Origin of the sequence: Archangium violaceum (assembly GCF_016859125.1) — a bacterium.
GTDB lineage: Bacteria > Myxococcota > Myxococcia > Myxococcales > Myxococcaceae > Archangium > Archangium violaceum_A.
Genome location: NZ_CP069338.1, coordinates 8,364,467 through 8,383,539 on the forward strand (window position 1 = coordinate 8,364,467; position 19,073 = coordinate 8,383,539).

A 19,073-nucleotide genomic window follows, 5' to 3' on the forward strand; every position below is an offset into this window, starting at 1 on the left:
ACGGAGTACCTGGCGATGCGCGATTCACAAGATGCCCGCTGGCCCCTGTCGGCCGCCCAGCACGGAATCTGGCTGGGCCAGCAGTTCGATCTCAACAGCCCGGTGTACAACGCTGGCGAGTGCATCGAGATACGCGGGCCCGTCGACCCGGTGCTCTTCGAGGCGGCGGTGCGGCAGGCCGTTGGAGAGGCCGAGGCGCTGCACTCGCGTTTCGTGTCCGAAGGGGAGGGGCCCACGCAGGTCATCGAGCCACGGGCGGACTGGACCCTGCACGTGGTCGATCTCAGTGGCACTCCCGATCCCTGGGAGGCGGCCCAGGCGTGGATGCGGGAAGACCTGTCCCGGCCCGTGGATCTCGGCCGGGGGCCGCTCTTCGCGGAGGCGCTGTTCAAGGCCGCGTCCGATCGGTTCTTCTGGTTCCAGCGGGTCCACCACATCGCCATGGATGGTTTTGGCTTCTCGCTGCTGGCACGGCGGGTGGCCGAGCTCTACACCGCGCGGGTCGCCGGCCGGCCCACCACGGGCGGTTTCGGTTCCCTGCGCGCCGTGCTGGACGAGGACGCGGCCTATCGGGCCGGGCCGCAGTACGAGCTCGACCGTGACTTCTGGACGAAGCGCTTCGCCGATCGGCCCTCACCGGTGAGCCTGGCGCGGCCCGCGCCCATGTCGTCCAGCTTCGTGCGCCAGACGCGCTACCTGCCGCCCGGGACCGTGGAGCGGCTGCAGGAGGCCGCGCGCCAGGCGGGCCTGAGCTGGCCGGACCTCGTGCTCGCGGCTACGGCGGCCTGGCTGCACCGGCTGACCGAGGCACCGGAGGTGGTGCTCGGATTGCCGGTGATGTCGCGGTTGGGTTCCGCCGCGCTGCGTGTGCCGTGCATGGCGATGAACATCGTTCCGTTGCGTGTGCCGGTGCGCCCGGATGCCGGGTTGTTCGCGCTGGCTCGCGAGGTGGGCTCGGAGCTCCGCGCCATGCGGCCCCACCTGCGCTACCGCTACGAGCAGCTCCGCCGCGACCTGCGGCTGGTCGGTGGGCAGCGCCGGCTGTTCGGCCCGGTGGTCAACATCATGCCGTTCGACTACGCCCTGCGTTTCGCGGGGATACCGGCCACCGCGCACAACATCTCCGCCGGGCCGGTCGAGGATCTGTCGATCGGTCTGTACGCCAGGTCCGATGGGGGAGGGCTGCGGGTCGACTTCGACGCCAACCCGGCCTGCTACACCGCCGACGTGCTGGACGCCCATCAGCGCGACTTCCTCCAGCTGCTGGAGTCGCTGGTCGCCGCGCCCGAGCAGGCGATTGGCCGGTCCACGGGTCCGACGTCCGTGCTCGATGGAGGACCGCTCCCCGCGCCGGCTCGCCCGGTGTTGGAGCAGATCTCCGAGAGGGCGGAGGAGCAGCCCGACGCCATCGCCGTGGAGCACGGTCCTCACGGGCTGAGCTACCGCGAGTTGCTCCAGGCGGCCCACGCGCTGGCGGACCAGCTCGTCGTGGCGGGTGCTCGGTCCGACACACCCGTGGCGGTGATGGTGCCGCGAGGCATCGATGCCATCATCGCGAGCCTGGGCGTGTTGTTCGCCGGGGCCGGATACCTGCCGATCGATCCCTTCGGGCCCTCGTCCAGGACCACGGCGATCCTCGACGACGCCGCGCCCGCGTTGATCGTCACCACCGCCGAGAGCCCGAAGCCCGGTACCGGTCCGATGGCTCCGGGTCACCTCGTCGTCCGGAAGAATGAGCGGGCCGTCCCTCGTCCCGCTCCCGAGAGCCCACGAGCGGCTGACGAGCAGCTGGCCTATGTCATCTACACGTCCGGCTCGACCGGCCAGCCCAATGGTGTGCAGATCTCCCGGGGCGCGCTGGCCCACTTCGTGGCGGGCGCGACGCATCGCTACGGGCTGCGCCGTGAGGATCGGGTGCTGCAGTTCGCGCCGCTGCACTTCGACGCCAGCGTCGAGGAGATCTTCCTGACCCTGTGCGCGGGCGCGAAGCTGGTGCTGCGCACCGATGAGATGCTCCAGTCGGTGCCGAGGCTGCTCGACGCCTGCGCCGAGCATGGCATCACCGTGTTGGATCTTCCCACGGCGTTCTGGCACGAGCTGGCCTACAGCGTCTCGACGGGCGTGGCCCGCCTGCCGTCCTCCCTTCGCACGGTGATCATCGGTGGAGAGGCCGCGCTGCCCGAGCGGGTCGCACGGTGGCGCGCCGCGGTCGGGCCAGAAGTCCAGCTGCTCAATACCTACGGCCCCACCGAGGCCACCGTGGTCGCCACCGTCGCCACGCTCAGCGGTGGCTCCGAGCCCGTGTCCTCCGGGGAGGAAGTGCCGATCGGCCGTCCGCTTCCCGGTGTGCGCGCGGTCCTCCTCGACTCGCACGGGAGGCTCGCCGCTCCGGGCTCCGAGGGCGAGCTGTACCTCCTGGGGGGTGGTCTGGCGCGAGGCTATCTGGGGCGTCCGGAGCTGGATGCGGCGCGCTTCACCTCGCTCGAAGCGTTGCCGGACCGCCCACGCGCCTACCGCAGCGGAGACAGGGTCCGGCTGCGCGAGGATGGACAGCTGGTGTTCGTCGGCCGCGTCGACGACGAGTTCAAGATCAGCGGCCACCGGATCGACCCGGCCGAGGTGGAGACCGTGCTGCTCGGCCACCCCGGTGTGCGTGATGCCGCCGTGGTCGGTCAGGTGTTGCCAGGGGGCACGCGGCGGCTGTGCGCGCACATCGTCGCCGCATCTCCCGCTCCGTCGGCGGCGGAGCTGCGCCGGTACCTGCTCGAGAAGCTGCCCGCGCCCATGGTGCCCGGCGTCTTCATGTTCTCCGAGCGGTTGCCCCGCACCAGCACGGGCAAGGTCGATCGCGCCGAGCTGCGCCGCGCGCTTCCCACCGAGGAGTCCGCTCCGAGCGCGGCGGCGGCCACCGAGCTCGAGCGCGTGGTGCTGCGCGTGTGGGAACAGGTCCTGGGCATGAGCGGCATGTCGGCGCAGGACGACTTCTTCGAGCTCGGCGGACAGTCGCTCCAGAGCATCCAGGTGGCGAACCGGCTGGGCATCGAGCTGGGCCGAGAGGTGCCCGTGGCCACGGTGTTCCGTTACCCGACCGCCGCCGCGTTGGCGCAGGCGCTGGAGGGGGGCACGGAGTCCGGGGCGGACAGTGGTGGCCTCACCGCCGCCATGCTCGCGGATGCCGAGCTGCCCGAGGAGATCGTTCCTCGCCTGACCGCCAATGGACAGGCCTCCAACTCCGCGTCGCAGGCCCCGCTGCGGCAGGTCCTGCTGACAGGGGCCACCGGCTTCGTCGGCGCGCACCTGCTCGATCAGTTGCTGCGCCAGACCGACGCACGGGTGATCTGCCCGGTGCGGGCCCGTGACGAAGCCCATGCGATGGAGCGGATTCGCTCGGCCCTGGTCTCCCAGCGGCTTTCGACCGCGGGCCTCGCCGAGCGGGTGGTGGCACTGCCCGCGGACCTGACGCAGCCGTGGCTGGGACTCGGCTCCACCCGGTTCCACGGACTGGCCGCCGAGTGCGACGCCATCTACCACAACGCCGCGGTGGTCAGCGTCGTGCGCGAGTACGGCAGCCTGCAGGCGGTCAACGTGAGAGGGACTCGCGAGTTGCTGCGGCTGGCCGCCGCGGTGCGTCCCAAGCCCCTGCACTACGTCTCGACGCTGGCGGTGGCCCCACAGTCGAACCTCAGCCCCGAGGTTCCCGAGGAGTTCGTGCCGCCGCACGCGGGGCTGCGCGACGGCTACCAGCAGAGCAAGTGGGTGGCGGAGAGACTGGTCCAACAGGCGGCCGAGCGCGGCCTGCCGGTGGCGGTCTACCGGTTGGGGCGGGTCGTTGGCGCGCCCGACAGTGGCATCGTCAATCCGCAGGATCTGGTCTGGCGCATCCTGTTGGCCGGCATCCCCGCGAAGGCGCTGCCCCAGCTCGAGGTGGGTGAGGCCTGGACGCCGGTGGACTATGTGGCGCGGGCGCTCGTGCGGCTCTCGCTGGTGACGCCGTCGGGTGAGGTGTTCAACCTCTCGCCCACGCCGGAGGTGCGGCTGCCCGAGCTGTTCGGCTGGGTCCGCGACTACGGCTACCCGGTCGAGCTGTACCCGGTCCCCGAGTGGTGCGAGCGCCTGGCGGCGGGCGAGCGCAACGCGGACCACAGCACCACGCTGGCCTTCTTCGATCTGCGCTCGGGCTCGGCGGAGCCCACCTTCGGCCTGGGAGCCATTCGTTGCGAGCGGGTGACACGGGCGCTCGCGGGAAGTGGCATCTCCTGCCCGCCGGCCGACCGCCACCTGCTGTTCCGCTACCTGGACTACTGCGTGGAGCAGGGCCTCCTGCCCGCTCCTCGATGACTTCAAGCCCTCCCCCCCTTGAAAGGGCACTTTCATGATGACCCGAAACTGGACCCCACATTCCTGGCGGGAGAAGCCCGTCAAGTACGTCCCGACCGACTATCCGGATCCGCGGGAGCTCGCCCGCGTCGAGGGCGAGCTGTCGCACCTGCCGCCCCTGGTGTTCGCCTCGGAGACCCGTCGCCTGACGGCCGCGCTGGGCCAGGTCTCGCAGGGCAGGTCCTTCCTGCTGCAGGGCGGTGACTGCGCGGAGAGCTTCAAGGAGTTCACGACCAACAACATCCGCGACACCTTCCGGCTCATCCTCCAGATGGCGGTGGTGCTGACCTTCGCGGGTGGCCGTCCGGTGGTGAAGGTGGGCCGCATCGCGGGCCAGTTCGCCAAGCCCCGCACCAGCCCCGTCGAGACGATCGACGGAGTCACCCTGCCGGCCTATCGCGGCGACATCATCAACGGCATGGAGTTCGATGCCGCCTCGCGCGTGCCGGATCCGAAGCGGCTGCTCAAGGCCTACCACCAGTCCTCGGCCACGCTGAACCTGCTGCGCGCCTTCTCCCAGGCCGGCTACGCGGACCTCTGCAACCTGCACCGGTGGACCCTCGACTTCGTCGCGGGCAGCCCCCAGGGCGATCGCTACCGCGAGCTGGCGGACCGGATCTTCGAATCCCTGTGCTTCATGAGCGCGCTCGGCGGGCACCACCACCCCGAGCAGCAGTCGGGCCAGAACCCGGTCGACCTGTTCACCAGCCACGAGGCCCTGCTGCTGAACTTCGAGGAGGCCATGACCCGCGTCGATTCCGCGTCGGGCGACTGGTACGACACCTCCGCTCACATGCTCTGGATTGGCGAGCGGACGCGCCAGCTCGACGGCGGCCATGTGGAGTTCATGCGGGGCATCCAGAATCCCATCGGGCTCAAGTGTGGTCCGACGCTGGAGCCGGACGAGCTGTTGCGGCTGATCGACGTGCTGAACCCCAAGGCCATCCCCGGACGGCTGACGCTCATCGGCCGGTTTGGTTCGGACAAGGCCGCCGAGTGTCTGCCCAGGTTGATGGCCGCCACCCGGCGCGACGGCCGCCCCGTGGTCTGGTCCATCGACCCGATGCACGGCAACACCCTCAAGGCGAGCAACGGCTACAAGACCCGGCCCTTCGATCGCATCCTGTCGGAGGTGAAGACCTTCCTTCAGGTCGCCGCCGCCGAGGGCGTCCACCCGGGAGGCCTGCACCTGGAGATGACGGGGCAGAACGTCACCGAGTGCCTGGGCGGCGCCCGGGCGGTGACCGAGGACGACCTGTCCAGCCGGTATCACACCCACTGCGATCCGCGGCTCAACGCCGAGCAGGCGCTGCAGCTCGCCTTCATGGTGGCCGAGAAGCTCCAGTCCCTGCGCGCTCCCGAAGCCAGGGCCGCCTGAGTCGAGTTCCTCCTTGACATGCCTGCCTGCTCCCGGTTAGACGCAACGCGAAATTGAAAATGAGAACCATTTTCATAATCCCGATCGCGTGGTTCCTTGTCGCCGGCCTGGCTCAGGCGGGAGCGCTTCAGGCTGGAGATCCGGGTGCATCCGGAGCGGGGGAGCCCGAAGCGGTCCCCCCCATTGTGTCACTCAAGCCGCCGAAGCTCGTGGAGTTCGTCGAGGCGCCATACCCGGCCGAGGCGGAGCGCGAGCGGCGTGAGGCGAAGGTGGTCCTGCGTCTCACCCTGGACGCACAGGGCAACGTCACACAGGCGGAGGTGGTCGAGCCCGCGGGACATGGCTTCGACGAGGCGGCCCGCGAGGCGGCACTCCGTTTCCGCTTCGAGCCAGCGCAGCGCAACGGAAAGCCGATGCCCTCGCGCATCAACTATACCTATGAATTCCGCCTGCCTCCGCCTCCCCAGGTGACGCCTCCACCCCAGGAGCCTTCGCAGGGCGGGCCGTCCGGGTCCGAGCCTCCGCCTGTCGCGCCTGGCCCGGCGGCGGGCGCCGACGAGCCCATCGAGGTCACCGTCGAGGGCGAGTCGGAAGCGGAGCGCCAGCGCCAGTCCGCCGAAGCGGTGCAGGTCATCGAGATGGAGGAGATGCAGCGCCAGAGCGCCGACATGGGCGAGGCCCTGTCCCGTACCGAAGGGGTAGGGGTGCGTCGCTCGGGAGGACTCGGCAGCCGTACGCGCTTCTCGCTCGCCGGGCTCACGGATGAGCAGATCCGCTTCTTCGTCGACGGCGTGCCGCTCGAGCTGGCGGGCTTCGGAACCGGTCTCGCCAACGTCCCCGTGAACCTCGTCCAGCGTGTGGACATCTTCCAGGGGGTCGTCCCCGTCCGCTTCGGGAGCGATGCGCTGGGAGGGGCGATCCATCTCGTGACCGACCAGGATGTTCACGGCACGGGCGCCGCCGCGTCCTACGAGCTCGGGTCCTTCGACACGCATCGCCTCACGGCCAGCGTCCGGCACCTGCATGAGCCTTCTGGGTTCCTCGTCCGGGCCAACGGCTTCCTGGATTACGCCAAGAACGACTATCCCGTCGACGTCGAGGCGGCCGACTACCAGGGGCGGCTCAGTCCCGTGCGTGTCTACCGTTTCCATGACGCCTACCGGGCCCGTGGTGCCGGTGTCGAGGCGGGTTTCGTGGATCGTCCCTGGGCCAGGCGTCTGCTCCTTCGTGCCTTCGTGGGTTCGTACGCCAAGGAGCTCCAGCACGGCGCCACCATGGACGTGCCGTATGGTGAGGTGGACTCCGGGGAGCTCTCGGGGGGCGCCACCCTTCGCTTCGAGCAGCTCCTCTCCCAGGGGCTCTCGATCGACGCGGTCGCCGGTTACACCTTCCGCCAGACGAGCTTCAAGGACGTGGGCGAATGTGCCTACGACTGGTTCGGCCGCTGTATCGTCAAGCTCCCGCAGCCCGGCGAGATCGATTCCCGTGCCGTCGAGCGGTACGTGGGTCAGCACACCGGCTTCGCGCGGTTCAACCTGGGGTGGAACATCTCCCCCCCCCACACGCTCCGCTTCTCGCTCGCGCCCACGTTCGTGAGCCGGACTGGCGAGGACGTGCTCCTCCGCGCCCGCCAGGGGATCGACCCGCTCGCCGGTGAGCGCGACGTGTTCTCGCTGGTCAGCGGTCTCGAGTACGAGCTCGACGCTCTCGACGGCAACCTCGAGAACATCGTTTTCATCAAGGACTACGTTCAGCTGGCGCGCACGGAGAATCTCCTGCCCACCGGTAACTTCGGGAGGCTCGACCGGGATACGCACGGAGTCGGGGTGGGCGACAGCGCCCGGTTGCGCTTGTCCCGGCAGCTCTACGCGAAGGCTTCCTACGAATGGGCCACGCGCCTGCCGCGTCCGGACGAGCTCTTCGGCGATGGAGTCCTCATCAGCGACAACCTCGGCCTGAAGCCCGAGACCAGTCACAACGTCAACCTCGGGCTCGTCTTCGACAGCCAGCAGACGCCGGCGGGATCGTTCCGGGCGAACGTGACGGGCTTCGGGCGGCTCGCGGACCAGCTCATCGTGCTCATCGGCCGGGAGAGCTTCTTCACCTACCAGAACGTCTTCGCGGCCCGCTCACTGGGCGCCGCCGGAGCGGCCGGGTGGACCTCTCCGGGGCAATACCTCGCACTCGACGGCAACGTCACCTGGCAGGACTTCCGCAACATCTCCACCGAGGGCGCCTTCGGTTTCTTCACGGGACAGCGCATCCCGAACCGTCCCTACCTGCAGGCCAATGGCAGCGCCCGCTTCCTTCTCAAGGAGCTGTTGAGCTCCCGGGACGAGCTTTCGCTGACGTGGCACTCCCAGTATGTCCAGTCCTTCTTCCGCGGCTGGGAGGGATTGGGACAGAAGGACTCCAAGCAGGTGATCCCGTCCCAGTTGCTGCACTCGCTGTCCGTCACCTACGTCATCCGCGGCGCCAGCACCACGCTGAGCTGGTCGGTCGACGCACAGAACCTGACCGATACACCCGCGTTCGACTTCTTCGGAATCCAACGTCCCGGGCGGAGCATCTTCACCAAGCTCACGGTGGAGCTCTGAGCCGCACGACGCCCCTGTAAGAAAGCAACACCAGACATCAGAAAGGCCCCAGATGAGATTCACGATCCCTCTCCGTTCACTGCGTCTCGCCATCACGGTGCTCGCCCTTCCGATCCTCGCTGGCTGCCCGGGTGAGGATCCGACCCCCACCCCGGACGGTGGCACCTCCACCCAGTCGGTGTATGCCATCACGACGCAGGTCCGCGCGTCGGATGACTCCCAGAGCTACATCATCGTGACGGACTCGGTGGACCACACCGCGCCGCTGTCGTTGGACAACGCCACCGAGGTTCCCGGGCGTGCGCTGGGGGTGGGCATTCCGAAGTCGGGGTCCCTCTTCGTGGCCGGAAGCGAGGGCCCCACGGTCACCCGCTACAACCTGACGAGTGACGGGCGCCTGGAAAAGGGCACCTCCGTGAGCTTCGCGAACCAGGGTGTGTTGTCGATCGGCGAGTACCAGCACCAGTTCCAGTTCATCTCGGAGACCAAGGCGTACTACTTCGACGGGCGGAACTCGAAGGTCATCGTCTGGAACCCCAGCGACATGTCGGTCACGGGGGCCATCAACCTCACCGGGCTCGCCGTGAATGGCGCGATCCAGACCTTCGCGACGTTGCCGATCCGCCGTGAGAACCAGGTGATCATGCCGCTTGGGTGGCGTACGACCGAGACGGGCGACATCGTCACGAAGGTGGGCCTCATCGTCGTCGATACGACCAACGACACGGCGAAGGTCATCACGAAGGACGAGCGCTGCGGCTACGTGCGCGATGGCGTCCTGGGCCCTGACGGGATGCTGTACCTCGCGACCGAGGTGTATGGTTCGGCCGTGCGCCGGGTCAAGGGGGCGACAGCTCCGCCGCCGTGCCTGCTCCGGTTCAACCCCCAGACGTTGGAGTTCGATTCTTCCTTCTTCGTGGAGCTCGAGAAGCTCGTCAACGGAGGCACCGCTGGCTCGCTGCTCCCTGGTCCGAACGGGACGGTCTACCTGCGCGTCTTCGATGAGAAGAGCTTCGAGGTGAAGGACAGTACCGTTCCCCGCGCCCTGGCGAGCGCGCCGGCGTGGACGTGGTGGCAGATCCAGCTCGGCGACAGCCCGACGGCCACTCCGGCCGTGGGGCTCCCGGCGAGCAGCGGCAGCACCTTCCTCTTCGAGGCCAATGGTCGGACCCTCTTCACCGAGTTCGCGACCGACTCGTCGAGCACGAGCCTCCGTGAGCTGACGGATCAGAGCGGAAAGGTGACGGCCACCTACTCTGGCGTCAGCTTCTCCTTCGTGCAGCTGCGCTAAGAACACCCCATGTCCAACGACCTCCCCGACACCCCCACTTCGCCCGAGCGCCCGGCGCGTTCTCCAAAGCGCTATCAGCTCGTGATGAAGCTCGTCCGCCGGACGCACATGTACCTGGGGCTGTTGCTCTTCCCCTGGTTGCTGGTCTTCGGAATCAGCGGGATGCTGTTCAACCATCCCAATCTCGGCGAGGACGTGAAGGTGCGGGAGATCTCCAGCGAGCAGCTCCGCTCGCTCACCGGTCTGGAGCCGGTGCAGGCCGGTGAGATCGCCCGGGAGGTCGTTGCTCAGTTGAACGCACAGGGCAACAACGGCCAGGGTGGGGCCTATCAGCTCGACCCTGGCTTCGAGAGCAGCTTCTCGGGCTTCACGGTGCTGCTCGCTCCCGGTGAGGGTGAGAATCACATCTTCATCGTGGATCTGAACGATGGAACCGCGACGCTGTCGACGCGCACCACCGGCTCCTCGAAGCCTCGGGAGACGGCCCCCTTCGCGGGGGCGACCGTGTCCCTGCCGGACCACTCGATGGCCGCGATCGAATCCAAGGTGGCCCACCTCCTGCCGAAGCTGGACGTGAAGGCGAAGACGCCTCTTCGCGCCAGTCCTCGCGGCGCTCCGGAAGTGCGGTTCCGGATGACCGACGCGCAGCAGCGGGTCTGGAACGTCACCTATAACCTGGGCTCGGGCCGCCTGGATGGCCGTCCCACCGAGGCCACTCCGGAGATCAGCGCCAACGAGTTGCTCACGAAGCTTCACAAGACGCACCACTATCCGCTCGATGCCGGCTTCACCTGGGTCTGGGCGTTGTTCGCGGACATCACCGGGTTGATGATCGTCTTCTGGGCGGTGTCGGGTTTGTTCATGTGGTGGCAGATGAAGCCCACGCGTGTGATTGGCGTCGGGGCCATCAGCCTCGCGGTCGGCCTGGGCCTGGTCTTCATTGGCGGGACGGTCGCGGAGCTCCAGTTTGGAAACGTGCAGAAGCGCACCGGCCCGGGTGATGGACAGCCGCCCCCGGCGCAGGCGAAGCCAGCCGCGGCCGCGGTGCGTCCCGCGGGAGCCGTGCCCGCCCCGGAAGTCATGACGCGTGTCGAGAGCGACGACCACTGAGAAGGAGGACGGTGATGCCCATCGTTGAAATGGTGAAGAATGTCTTCGTGCTGTGGGGCGCCAACTGGATCCTCTGGTTGCTGTTCGCCCTGTCCCTGGTGAGCGTTGGCATCATCGTCGAGCGCTGGTTCTTCTTCCGCGGCAAGCAGGACGTCCTGCGCGAGCTCTCCAGCACCCTCGAGGAGTCGCTGGCGAGCGGGGATTTTCCCGGAGCGCTGGCGAAGCTCGAGAAGCGCACGTCCTTGGGTGCCATGGTGGCCCGGGCGGGGCTCCGCCTCGCGCCGCGGGGCGTGGCCGCCGCCGACAAGGGCATGCAGAGTGCCCTGGCCATCGAGCGCTCGACGCTGGAGAACCGTCTGGCCTACCTGGGCACGCTGGGAAACAACGCGCCCTTCATCGGGCTCTTCGGGACCGTCATCGGAGTGCTCCTCGCCTTCGAGGAGCTCGGCCGGGCGACGGGGGCGGGCGGGCGCGCGGGTCAGGTCGCGTCGAATGCGGTGATGGGCGCCATCGCGGAGGCCCTGGTGGCGACCGCCGTGGGTATCGGCGTGGCCCTGCCCGCGGTCGCGGCGTACAACTATTTCCAGCGGCGGATCACCCGCATGCTCTCGGACTCCGAGGCGCTCACCAACCTCGTGCTGGCCTATCTCTCCGCCCGGGAGCGGAGCACCCCCGGTGGGGGCTCCGGTGAGCGAGCACTCCCCGAAGTGCCCATGGCTCAGTACAGTGCCCTCGAGAGTAAGTCGGCACGGGGAGTGGTTTGACCATGGCGGGCGGAACACAGAACCGGGGCGGAATGATCGAGGGCATCAACGTCACGCCGCTCGTCGACATCACGTTGGTGCTGCTCATCATCTTCATGGTCACGGCGAAGCTCGTCGACAATCCCGCCCTGCCGCTCGATCTGCCCCAGGCCTCCCAGAGCGAGGATCTCCAGACGATCCTCGCCATCTCCATCACCGCGAGCGGTCAGATCCTGATGGATGGAGAGGCCACGGAGGGCACGGCCATGCGGGAGAAGGTGCGCCAGGCGCTCGCTCGGGATCCGGAGCTTCGCGCGGTCATCCAGGCGGACGGCGCCGTCCCGCACCGGCAGGTGATCTCCGTGTTGGATCAACTGAAGGAAGCAGGCCTCTCCCGTGTGGCCTTCGGCACGGTCCGGCCTCCAGAGGAGGAGCAGCGTGCTACGCCCTGAGTCTCCTTCGCGGAGCGCGACCAGCGCCGAGAGCATCGCGTCGATCATCTTCGGGCCCGTGAAGCCGAGGAGTCCGGGGCGACTCGTGTGGGCGGCGGTGGTGACGGTATCCCTGCACGGTGTCGCGGGCGTCCTCGCGTGGCGGGCATGGCTGATGGGGGAGGAGCAGGCTCCACCTGTAGTGGCGGCGAAGCCTCCGATCCGGATCGATCACGTGGTGGATCTGACGCCTCCGGCCCCCGTCGAGCCTCCGCCACCCCCGAAACCTCCTCCGCCCGCACCGCGGCCCCAGCAGCGCGTGGCCCGAGCCGATTCGCCCCCGAGCCGCGCGAAGTCCACCAAGGCTCCCGCTCCCGCGCCCGCCCAGGCCGGACAGGTCGTCGCCGTGGATGCGGCGGAGGCTCCTCTCGACTTCACCGGCTTCGACATCGTGAGCGGTCAAGGATCGAGCTACGCCGGAGGCGTGACGGCGTCCAACGGGACCTCCGAGCGGGCGGTGGAAGAGGTCGCGAGCAGCCAGGGTGATGACAAGGGCTCGGGCACGGGCAGGGCTCGCCCCGTTCAGCTCCCGGCGCGCAACTGGGACTGCCCCTGGCCCCAGGAAGCGGACGCGCTGCGGATCTCCGAGCAGACGGTGGTGATGCGCGTCGTCGTCACCCCCGAGGGCCGGGTGACCTCGGCCGAGCTGGTGTCCGATCCGGGCAACGGTTTCGGACAGGCGGCGCTCGAGTGTGCACGGCGCGCGCGCTTCGACGCGGCCCTGGATCGGGACGGCCGTCCCTACCTGGCCACCTCGCCGCCCATCCGCGTCCGGTTCAAGCGGCGGTGAGCCGGGCCTCGCCCGCTCAGTAGAGGTTCACCGCGTCGAAGGGGCGGTTGAGCTTGCTGCGCGGGCGGGGCATCGCCTTTCGCACGGCCTCGGCGTCACCGTTCGAGAGGGCCCGCACCAGCGGCTCCGTCTCCGCCGGTGTGGTGGTGCTCTCCTGGGCGCAGCGCAGGGCCTCCGTCCAGTCATGGCTGCCCTCGGCGAGCCGCTGGCCGGCGAGGCTCTGCGCCACCCGGAGGGGATCCCCGATGGCGCGCGCCTGCTCCACCGCCCGGGAGAACCACTGCGCGGCGATGGCTGGCTGCGAGTCCAGCAGGTGCAGCCCCAGGTCCGCGGCGATCACCTGCTGGTGAAGGGGATCTCCCAGCGCTCCGGCGCACTCGAAGGCCTCGGTGTAGCTGGCCACGGCGGCCTCGCGCTCGCCATTGGCCATCTGGAGCGCGGCCAGCCGGTAGCGGTGGTGCTTGGCGAAGTTGGCGCCCCAGCTCGCGCTGATCTTCTCGAAGCGCCGCCAGATGGCGATGGAGTCCGCGTAGTTCCTCGCCGACTCCTGGAGGTAGCTGGCGTTGGAGATGAGGTTGATCTTCAGGTGCGTGGCGCTCGCGTCGTGGAGGTCGCCCACGCAGCGCATGGCGTGCTTCTCCTGCACCAGCGCCTGGGGCAGGTTCTTCTCCAGGAAGTACGTGAGCGCGTAGACGTTGCGCAGCCAGGCCTCGTGGAGGGAGCGCAGCGGCGTCTCTCCGCCCCGCAGCAGCGCGAGCCCGGCCTCCACTTCGGCGCGGGCATCCGGCATCTGCGCCAGGCGCTTGGTGCGGGTGAGGGCGCGGAACATGTGCAGGTGGGCGAGCCGCTCCGGTGGGGCCCGGCGCTCGAGTCCCCGGCCGAATGCCGCCAGCGCCTCGTCGTGCTGGCCGGTGAAGACGTGCACCACGCCGATGCCCCGCTCGAAGAGGAGGCGCAGCTCCTCCGCGTCCCCGAGGCTGCTCCGGTCGATCTCGATGGCCGGCGTGGTGAAGCCGGTGTCGAGCGCATCCCAACCCTCGGCCACCCGCGCGGGGGACAGGGCGCCTCCCGCGGCATCGAGCAGCGCCAGCCCTCGCTCGGCGGCGAACATGGCGCCCTCGTAGTTCGTGGTGAAGAAGCAGCCGCGGATGGCGAGCACGGCCGCGGCGATGCGGTACTCCAGCGGCGCGGCGTCATCCACCACGGCACCCAGGTAGCGGCCCTCCAAGTCCACGGCGGGCTCGAGCGCCCGGCCGGAGATGGGGCTCGCGCCGCCTTCGGGGAACGGGGTGCGCATCCGCTGGCACAGCGAGTCCAGGAAGGCCCGGCGCCGCTCCTCGAAGAAGGCGGCGGAGTAGGGCCGGCGCGTGTTCCAACCGGTGAGCAGGATGCGGCCCTCGAGCCGCTCCAGCCGGCCCCACTCGGCCGCGCGCATCACCGCGCGCAGGCTGACGAGATCGCACTCGCCCGCGCCGTGGATGACGAGCGACCGTCCGCTCTCCCTCAGCGTCTCCACGATGGCGCGCGCCGCGAGGTTGAGCACCCAGAACATCTGCTCGGACTCGCGATGCAGCCGGCGCTCGGACGGCGTGAGGGCCAGGTCGGTGAGATCCGGCGCGCCCTCGATGGAGCCGGGGAAGAGGCGGTTCCACTCGGAGGGTCGCTGCCGGGCGAGCGAGCGCACGGCCTCGGGGGCCGCGTCTTCGCAGGCCTGGAGGATCTTCCTCAGTCCACCGAAAGCCACGGGCAGCGCCACGCCCGCGTCCACTTCGATGGCGGCGGCTGGCGAAACCGCGATCGCACTCCGATTGCTCAAGGGGGCCTCTGGGGGGAGAGGTGGGGGTCGTGCAGGAGGAACGGCGAATTGCACCCCTGTTGCTCCATTTTTTCTTGGAATCCCACATTGAGTCAAACCCATCAGGAGGTGCGCGAACGTGGGGATTGGGGGAGACTGCGTGTGTCCATGAGCACCCCGGCTCCGGGAGAGTCCCCGGTCCTGTCGTTCCGTCACTTGCTGTCAGACGCGGTCTGTTCCTTCCTCAATGAGGCCGGATTGGGTTCCGCACAGGTGGGCGATCCCCTCAGCGAGCTCGTCGTGACGTTGTCGCGCTACCGCGAGGAGGGCGAGCCGCTCTTCCCGGTGGCGTTCATGGGCGACGACCTGGAGGGGATGCTGCGGGTGCTGGGCGGGAGCGATCCGATCGCGATCGGCACGGGCCCGAGGACACGCGAGACGATCCAGCGGGCGCTCAAGCAATGCGCGCCATTGGGCCAGGGGCGGTGGTGGTCCCTGTACGTGCTGCTGGTTCCGGAGGGCTTCGCCTACGGCATCTTCCGCACGGAGCCCTTTCCGCTGGTGGAGACGCCGCTGGAGCGGATGCGGCGGGCCGGGGATGGCTCGCTGCGTCTGGTGGGCGTGCTGCAACTGGCGGAGAACGTCATCGAGCTCCGGGGACTGGGCGGCCTGTACCGGCACATCTTCCTGTCCGGCGCGCGGGCGGAGGTCACGTTGCCCACGGTGGCGATGGACGAGCTGGCGCTGGGGCTGACCGCGGCGGTGAAGGAGCCGGCGCGCAGCCTGACGCGGGACTTCTACCGGCGGGTGCTCTTCGAGGCGATGCAGGCCTCACACGGCACGCTGGTGGCGGTGCTGCCGAAGGGACGCGAGGGCTCGCCGATGTTCGTGGATGGGGTGCTGCTGTCGGAGCCGATCGACATGGTGGCGCGGGTGATGCGCTACCACGAGAGCCCGGACGTGGCGGCGGCGTCGGCGGTGAGCTCGGCGGCGCAGCTGCTGCGGGGGATGATGGCCACGGATGGAATCACGGTGCTGCGCTCGGACGGGCACATCCTCGGCTACAACGTCTTCATCCGGCACCCGGAGTCGCTCATCCGCGAGCCCGCGCGCGTGGGAGGCGCGCGGCGGCGGACGTACGAGGTGCTATGCGCCTGGGTGGGAGGGGAGCTGACGACCGCCTTCTTCCGCTCGCAGGATGGCGCCATCGCCTGCTGCCGGGATTGAGTCCTCCGGCGGCTTCCAGGCGGGATTGCGGAACACGTAGCCCAGGCGGACGCGGAGCGGGTTGGGGCGGAGCACGTCGCGCACGATGGCGGCGTACTCGTGGAAGGCGATGCGCACCGGGTTGTACGTCTGGATGTTCTTGGTGAGTCCGTAGGTGGGGCGCTCGTTCTCGGGCTGGAAGGTGCCGAAGAGGCGATCCCAGATGATGAGGACACCGGCGTAGTTGCGATCCAGGTAGCGCGGGTTGGAGCCGTGGTGGACGCGGTGGTGGGAGGGCGTGTTGAGCACCCACTCGAGCGGCCCCATGCGGCCGATGGCCTCGGTGTGGATCCAGAACTGGTAGAGCAGGCTGATGGCATGGGCGGTGAGCACCATGGCCGGATGGAAGCCGAGCAGCGGCAGCGGGGCCCAGAAGAGGATGTGCGTCATGGGCGTCCACGTCTGGCGCAGGGCGGTGGAGAGGTTGTAGTGCTGGCTGGAGTGGTGCACCACGTGCGAGGCCCAGAAGAAGCGGGACTCGTGATGGACGCGGTGGAACCAGTAGTAGCAGAGGTCCTCGGCGAAGAAGAGCGCCACCCATGCGAGCACGCCGGAGCCGAGCTTCAGCGGAGAGAGCTCGTAGAGGACGGAGTAGAAGGCGTACTCCACGCCCTTCCAGACCATGTAGATGAGTGAGTAGACGGTGCCCATGGTGAGGCTGGCCGCCGTATCCCTGGCGGCGTAGCCCACCTGGCCCTCCTGACGGTGCCGGGCGAGCCAGATGCCCTCCACGAGCATGAGGAGGATGAACGCCGGCGTGGCGAACTGGGTGGGATCGAAGGAAGCGAGGTCCGCCATGGTGCGGCTCCCTAGGGTTGGGGTGGGGTGGAGAAGGAGCCGCGGGCGAACCGGACGAGCAGCGCGAGCATCTGCCGGTGATCGGGATTGGCGGGCAGCGCCACACCGCCGACGGCGGCACCCTGCACGGCGTTGAGGATGAGCTCGATGATGGCGTCGAAGTCGGGGTGGGTGGAGGCGACGTCGGGGAAGAGCTCGCGGGCGACGCGGTGGAGATGCCGGCGGTGCGGCGGGTCCACGGTGCTCAGGGCCGAGGCCAGCTCGGGATCGGTGCGCGCGGCGACATACAACTCGATGGCGGCGAGCAACTCGGGGCGCTGGTAGATGGACCACAGCCGCTCGATGGCCTGGACGACGCGGTCCCCCACGGGAGCGGGCGCCGCGTCGATTTCCGCGCGGTACTCGGAGATGAGGCGGGGGAAGAGATGCTCGACGGCGGCGCCGAGCAGCACGGCCTTGGTGGGAAAGTGCTTGAACAGGGCTCCGTGGGAGATGCCCGCGCGCTGGGCGATCGCGAGGGTGGTCGTCCCCGCATGACCGAGCTCCACCAGGCACTCGACGGTGGCGTCGAGCAGCTTGAGGCGGGTGGCGTCCCGCCGTTCCTGCTGGGTGCGTCGGACGCGAGGCGCCGCCTCGGAGCCCGGGGATGAGTCAGGCATGAGCGAAGTGTAATGCCGTCTTATCCAAAAAGAAAGTGAGTGCTCACTCACCAGAATGTCGGACTCCGTTCCCAGAGGGAAAGGAGACGAGCAACCCACCCACCCCTCTCCCCCTGGGAGAGGGACGGGGTGAGAGGATGTGAGCCGGTGCCCGGACCCGTGGCTTCCGTGGCTCCCAGGGTCCGGAGGCCCGTGCTCAGATCTCGTCGGGGAGGGTGGGGTCGGGGTGGGTCTCGGCGGAGGCGCGGGTGGCCACGAAGAGGCGCTGGGCCTCCTCGGCGGAGGCGCCGCGGAGGAAGTAGGCGCGGGCGGCGGTGCCGAGGGCGAGGGTGCCGGCGAAGGCGACGGCGCCGGAGACGACATTGCCGGCACCGGGGAAGACGAACTTCACGAGGGCGCGAGCGGCCTCGCGAAAGGCGAAGGCGGCGCCGACGTTGACGCCCAGGGCGGGGAGGAACTCGGCGGCGGCCTCGAGGTCGAGCTGTCGGCCGGAGATCCACGCGATACCGGCGATGAGGCTCACCTGGGCGGAGGTGATGGGGATGATGTCCGCGATGGGGATGGGCACGACGGCGAAGCCCATGCAGACGGAGGCCATGGCGCGGGTGAGGGAGGAGGCGAGCTCTTCCTGGAGGGCGCGCACGCGCGTTACGCGGGCGAGGACGAGCCGGCCCTGCTCGGGAAGCTCGCGAAACAGCATCTGGGCGAGCTCGCCCAGCCTCCATCGCTCGTCCGAGCGGATGCTGCCGTCCTGACGCCAGGACAGGTAGGTGGAGACGCCGATCACGTTGACGAGCTCGCCGCGCAGCTCGTCACGGGAGCGGAGCTTCTCGCGGAGCTGGCGCTCGACGGCCTCGACGTGGCGGAGCTTCTCCTGGAGCTCGGTGGGGTCCTGCACGTCGGAGAGGTGGAGGTCGGTGCGCTTGGGCTCGAGCAGGTCGCAGTGCGTGGCGACGCCGATGAGGGGAGGGCGCATGCCGTGGGCCTGCTCGACGGCGGAGACGATTTGAGCGAGCACGTCCAGGTCGGCGTCGATGGCGGCATCGACCTCGGTGGCCTTGATGAGGAAGAGGAGGGCGTCGGGGGCCTTGCGGCGGACCTCGGTGAGGATGGAGTCGAGGGGGGTCTCCGCTTCGTCGGCCTGTTCGGGGAGGGATCCCTCCTGGATGCCGCGGGTGTCGAGGATGGAGAGGGTGCCGAGCTCACCCTGGACGTCGAACCAGCGGCCCTGTCCGGTCTGGGCCTTGACGTGGCCGACCTCGGCGACGCGGGTGCCGAAGAGTGCGTTGATGAGGGAGGACTTGCCGGCGCCGCGGCGGCCCACGAGGACCAACTGGGGCGAGCGCTGTTCGAGCAGCAGGGCGCGCAGGTGGGAGATCTTCTGGCGGATGTCCCGGGCGAGGGGATCCGGGACGCGGTCGAGCATCTCCTCGAGGCGGCGGACGGTCTCGGAGATCTCCTGGAACGTGGGTTCATGCGGGGCGGCCATGGGTCCTCCTCGGAGTGGGCCATAGCACACGGGGGGAGCGAGTTCCCCCCTGGCTTCAGACGACGAAGGTTCTTGGAGGGACAGCACTCAGGGCGCCAGGGGCTGGGGAGGCCTCGGGGGGCCTCTCGTGCGAGCCCTGGCCCGAGGTCGGGCTGAACGTCAACACCGAGGAGCTGGGTAATCTCGGTCTCACCGTCGAGGAGGAGCGCGCTATCATCGCCTTCTTGCGGACCTTGTCGGACGGCTACTTCCACCGCTGAGCGGGCGGCGGAGGGGCGGGGAGCGGTGG

13 protein-coding genes are annotated in these 19,073 nt (G+C 69.2%); 9 read left to right on the forward strand and 4 right to left on the reverse strand.

Annotation, left to right across the window (positions count from 1 at the left end; genetic code table 11):
* Positions 1-15 precede the first annotated feature (15 nt).
* The 8 genes from mxcG (at position 16) to JQX13_RS35850 (ending at position 12,777) form a co-directional block, all read left to right on the forward strand.
* Positions 16-4,338, forward strand: coding sequence for a myxochelin non-ribosomal peptide synthetase MxcG (gene mxcG, locus JQX13_RS35815; RefSeq protein WP_203403935.1), 4,323 nt, complete (start codon positions 16-18; stop codon positions 4,336-4,338).
* Between the two features lie 34 nt (positions 4,339-4,372).
* Positions 4,373-5,755: a class II 3-deoxy-7-phosphoheptulonate synthase gene (locus tag JQX13_RS35820; protein WP_239014054.1), complete on the forward strand. Its 1,383-nt coding sequence runs from the start codon at positions 4,373-4,375 to the stop codon at positions 5,753-5,755.
* 185 nt (positions 5,756-5,940) lie between these two features.
* Positions 5,941-8,352: a TonB-dependent siderophore myxochelin receptor MxcH gene (gene mxcH / locus JQX13_RS35825; RefSeq protein WP_239014055.1), complete on the forward strand. Its 2,412-nt coding sequence runs from the start codon at positions 5,941-5,943 to the stop codon at positions 8,350-8,352.
* A 52-nt stretch (positions 8,353-8,404) separates the two neighbouring features.
* A complete protein-coding gene (locus JQX13_RS35830) occupies positions 8,405-9,643 on the forward strand; it encodes a hypothetical protein (RefSeq protein WP_203403937.1) in 1,239 nt (412 codons plus the stop codon).
* A 9-nt stretch (positions 9,644-9,652) separates the two neighbouring features.
* The gene (locus tag JQX13_RS35835; protein ID WP_203403938.1) at positions 9,653-10,753 is read left to right on the forward strand and encodes a PepSY domain-containing protein; all 1,101 of its coding nucleotides are present in this window, start codon (positions 9,653-9,655) and stop codon (positions 10,751-10,753) included.
* Positions 10,754-10,767: 14 nt separating this feature from the next.
* Positions 10,768-11,517 (forward strand): MotA/TolQ/ExbB proton channel family protein, encoded by a 750-nt coding sequence (locus JQX13_RS35840; RefSeq protein WP_203403939.1) that lies wholly within the window; start codon positions 10,768-10,770, stop codon positions 11,515-11,517.
* Between the two features lie 2 nt (positions 11,518-11,519).
* The gene (locus tag JQX13_RS35845; protein ID WP_203403940.1) at positions 11,520-11,948 is read left to right on the forward strand and encodes an ExbD/TolR family protein; all 429 of its coding nucleotides are present in this window, start codon (positions 11,520-11,522) and stop codon (positions 11,946-11,948) included.
* Complete coding sequence (locus JQX13_RS35850) at positions 11,935-12,777, forward strand: TonB family protein (RefSeq protein ID WP_203403941.1); 843 nt, start codon at positions 11,935-11,937, stop codon at positions 12,775-12,777. The genes JQX13_RS35845 and JQX13_RS35850 overlap by 14 nt, the downstream gene beginning before the upstream one ends.
* Before the next feature lie 16 nt (positions 12,778-12,793).
* Here the strand turns inward: JQX13_RS35850 and JQX13_RS35855 are convergent, their stop codons facing one another.
* The gene (locus JQX13_RS35855) at positions 12,794-14,593 is read right to left on the reverse strand and encodes a hypothetical protein (RefSeq protein WP_203403942.1); all 1,800 of its coding nucleotides are present in this window, start codon (positions 14,591-14,593) and stop codon (positions 12,794-12,796) included.
* Between the two features lie 147 nt (positions 14,594-14,740).
* On the opposite strand from JQX13_RS35855, the gene JQX13_RS35860 reads away from it, so the two are divergent.
* Positions 14,741-15,799, forward strand: a complete 1,059-nt coding sequence (locus JQX13_RS35860; protein ID WP_203403943.1) for a hypothetical protein — start codon at positions 14,741-14,743, stop codon at positions 15,797-15,799.
* Here the strand turns inward: JQX13_RS35860 and JQX13_RS35865 are convergent.
* From JQX13_RS35865 to JQX13_RS55645, 3 genes are all read right to left on the reverse strand, one after another.
* A complete protein-coding gene (locus tag JQX13_RS35865; protein ID WP_203403944.1) occupies positions 15,719-16,636 on the reverse strand; it encodes a sterol desaturase family protein in 918 nt (305 codons plus the stop codon). The genes JQX13_RS35860 and JQX13_RS35865 overlap by 81 nt on opposite strands.
* Positions 16,637-16,647: 11 nt before the next feature.
* The gene (locus JQX13_RS35870; protein WP_203403945.1) at positions 16,648-17,295 is read right to left on the reverse strand and encodes a TetR/AcrR family transcriptional regulator; all 648 of its coding nucleotides are present in this window, start codon (positions 17,293-17,295) and stop codon (positions 16,648-16,650) included.
* Between the two features lie 196 nt (positions 17,296-17,491).
* Positions 17,492-18,784 carry a GTPase family protein gene (locus JQX13_RS55645; protein WP_203403946.1) on the reverse strand — a complete coding sequence of 431 codons (1,293 nt, stop codon included), beginning with the start codon at positions 18,782-18,784 and terminating at the stop codon, positions 17,492-17,494.
* Positions 18,785-19,073 lie beyond the last annotated feature (289 nt).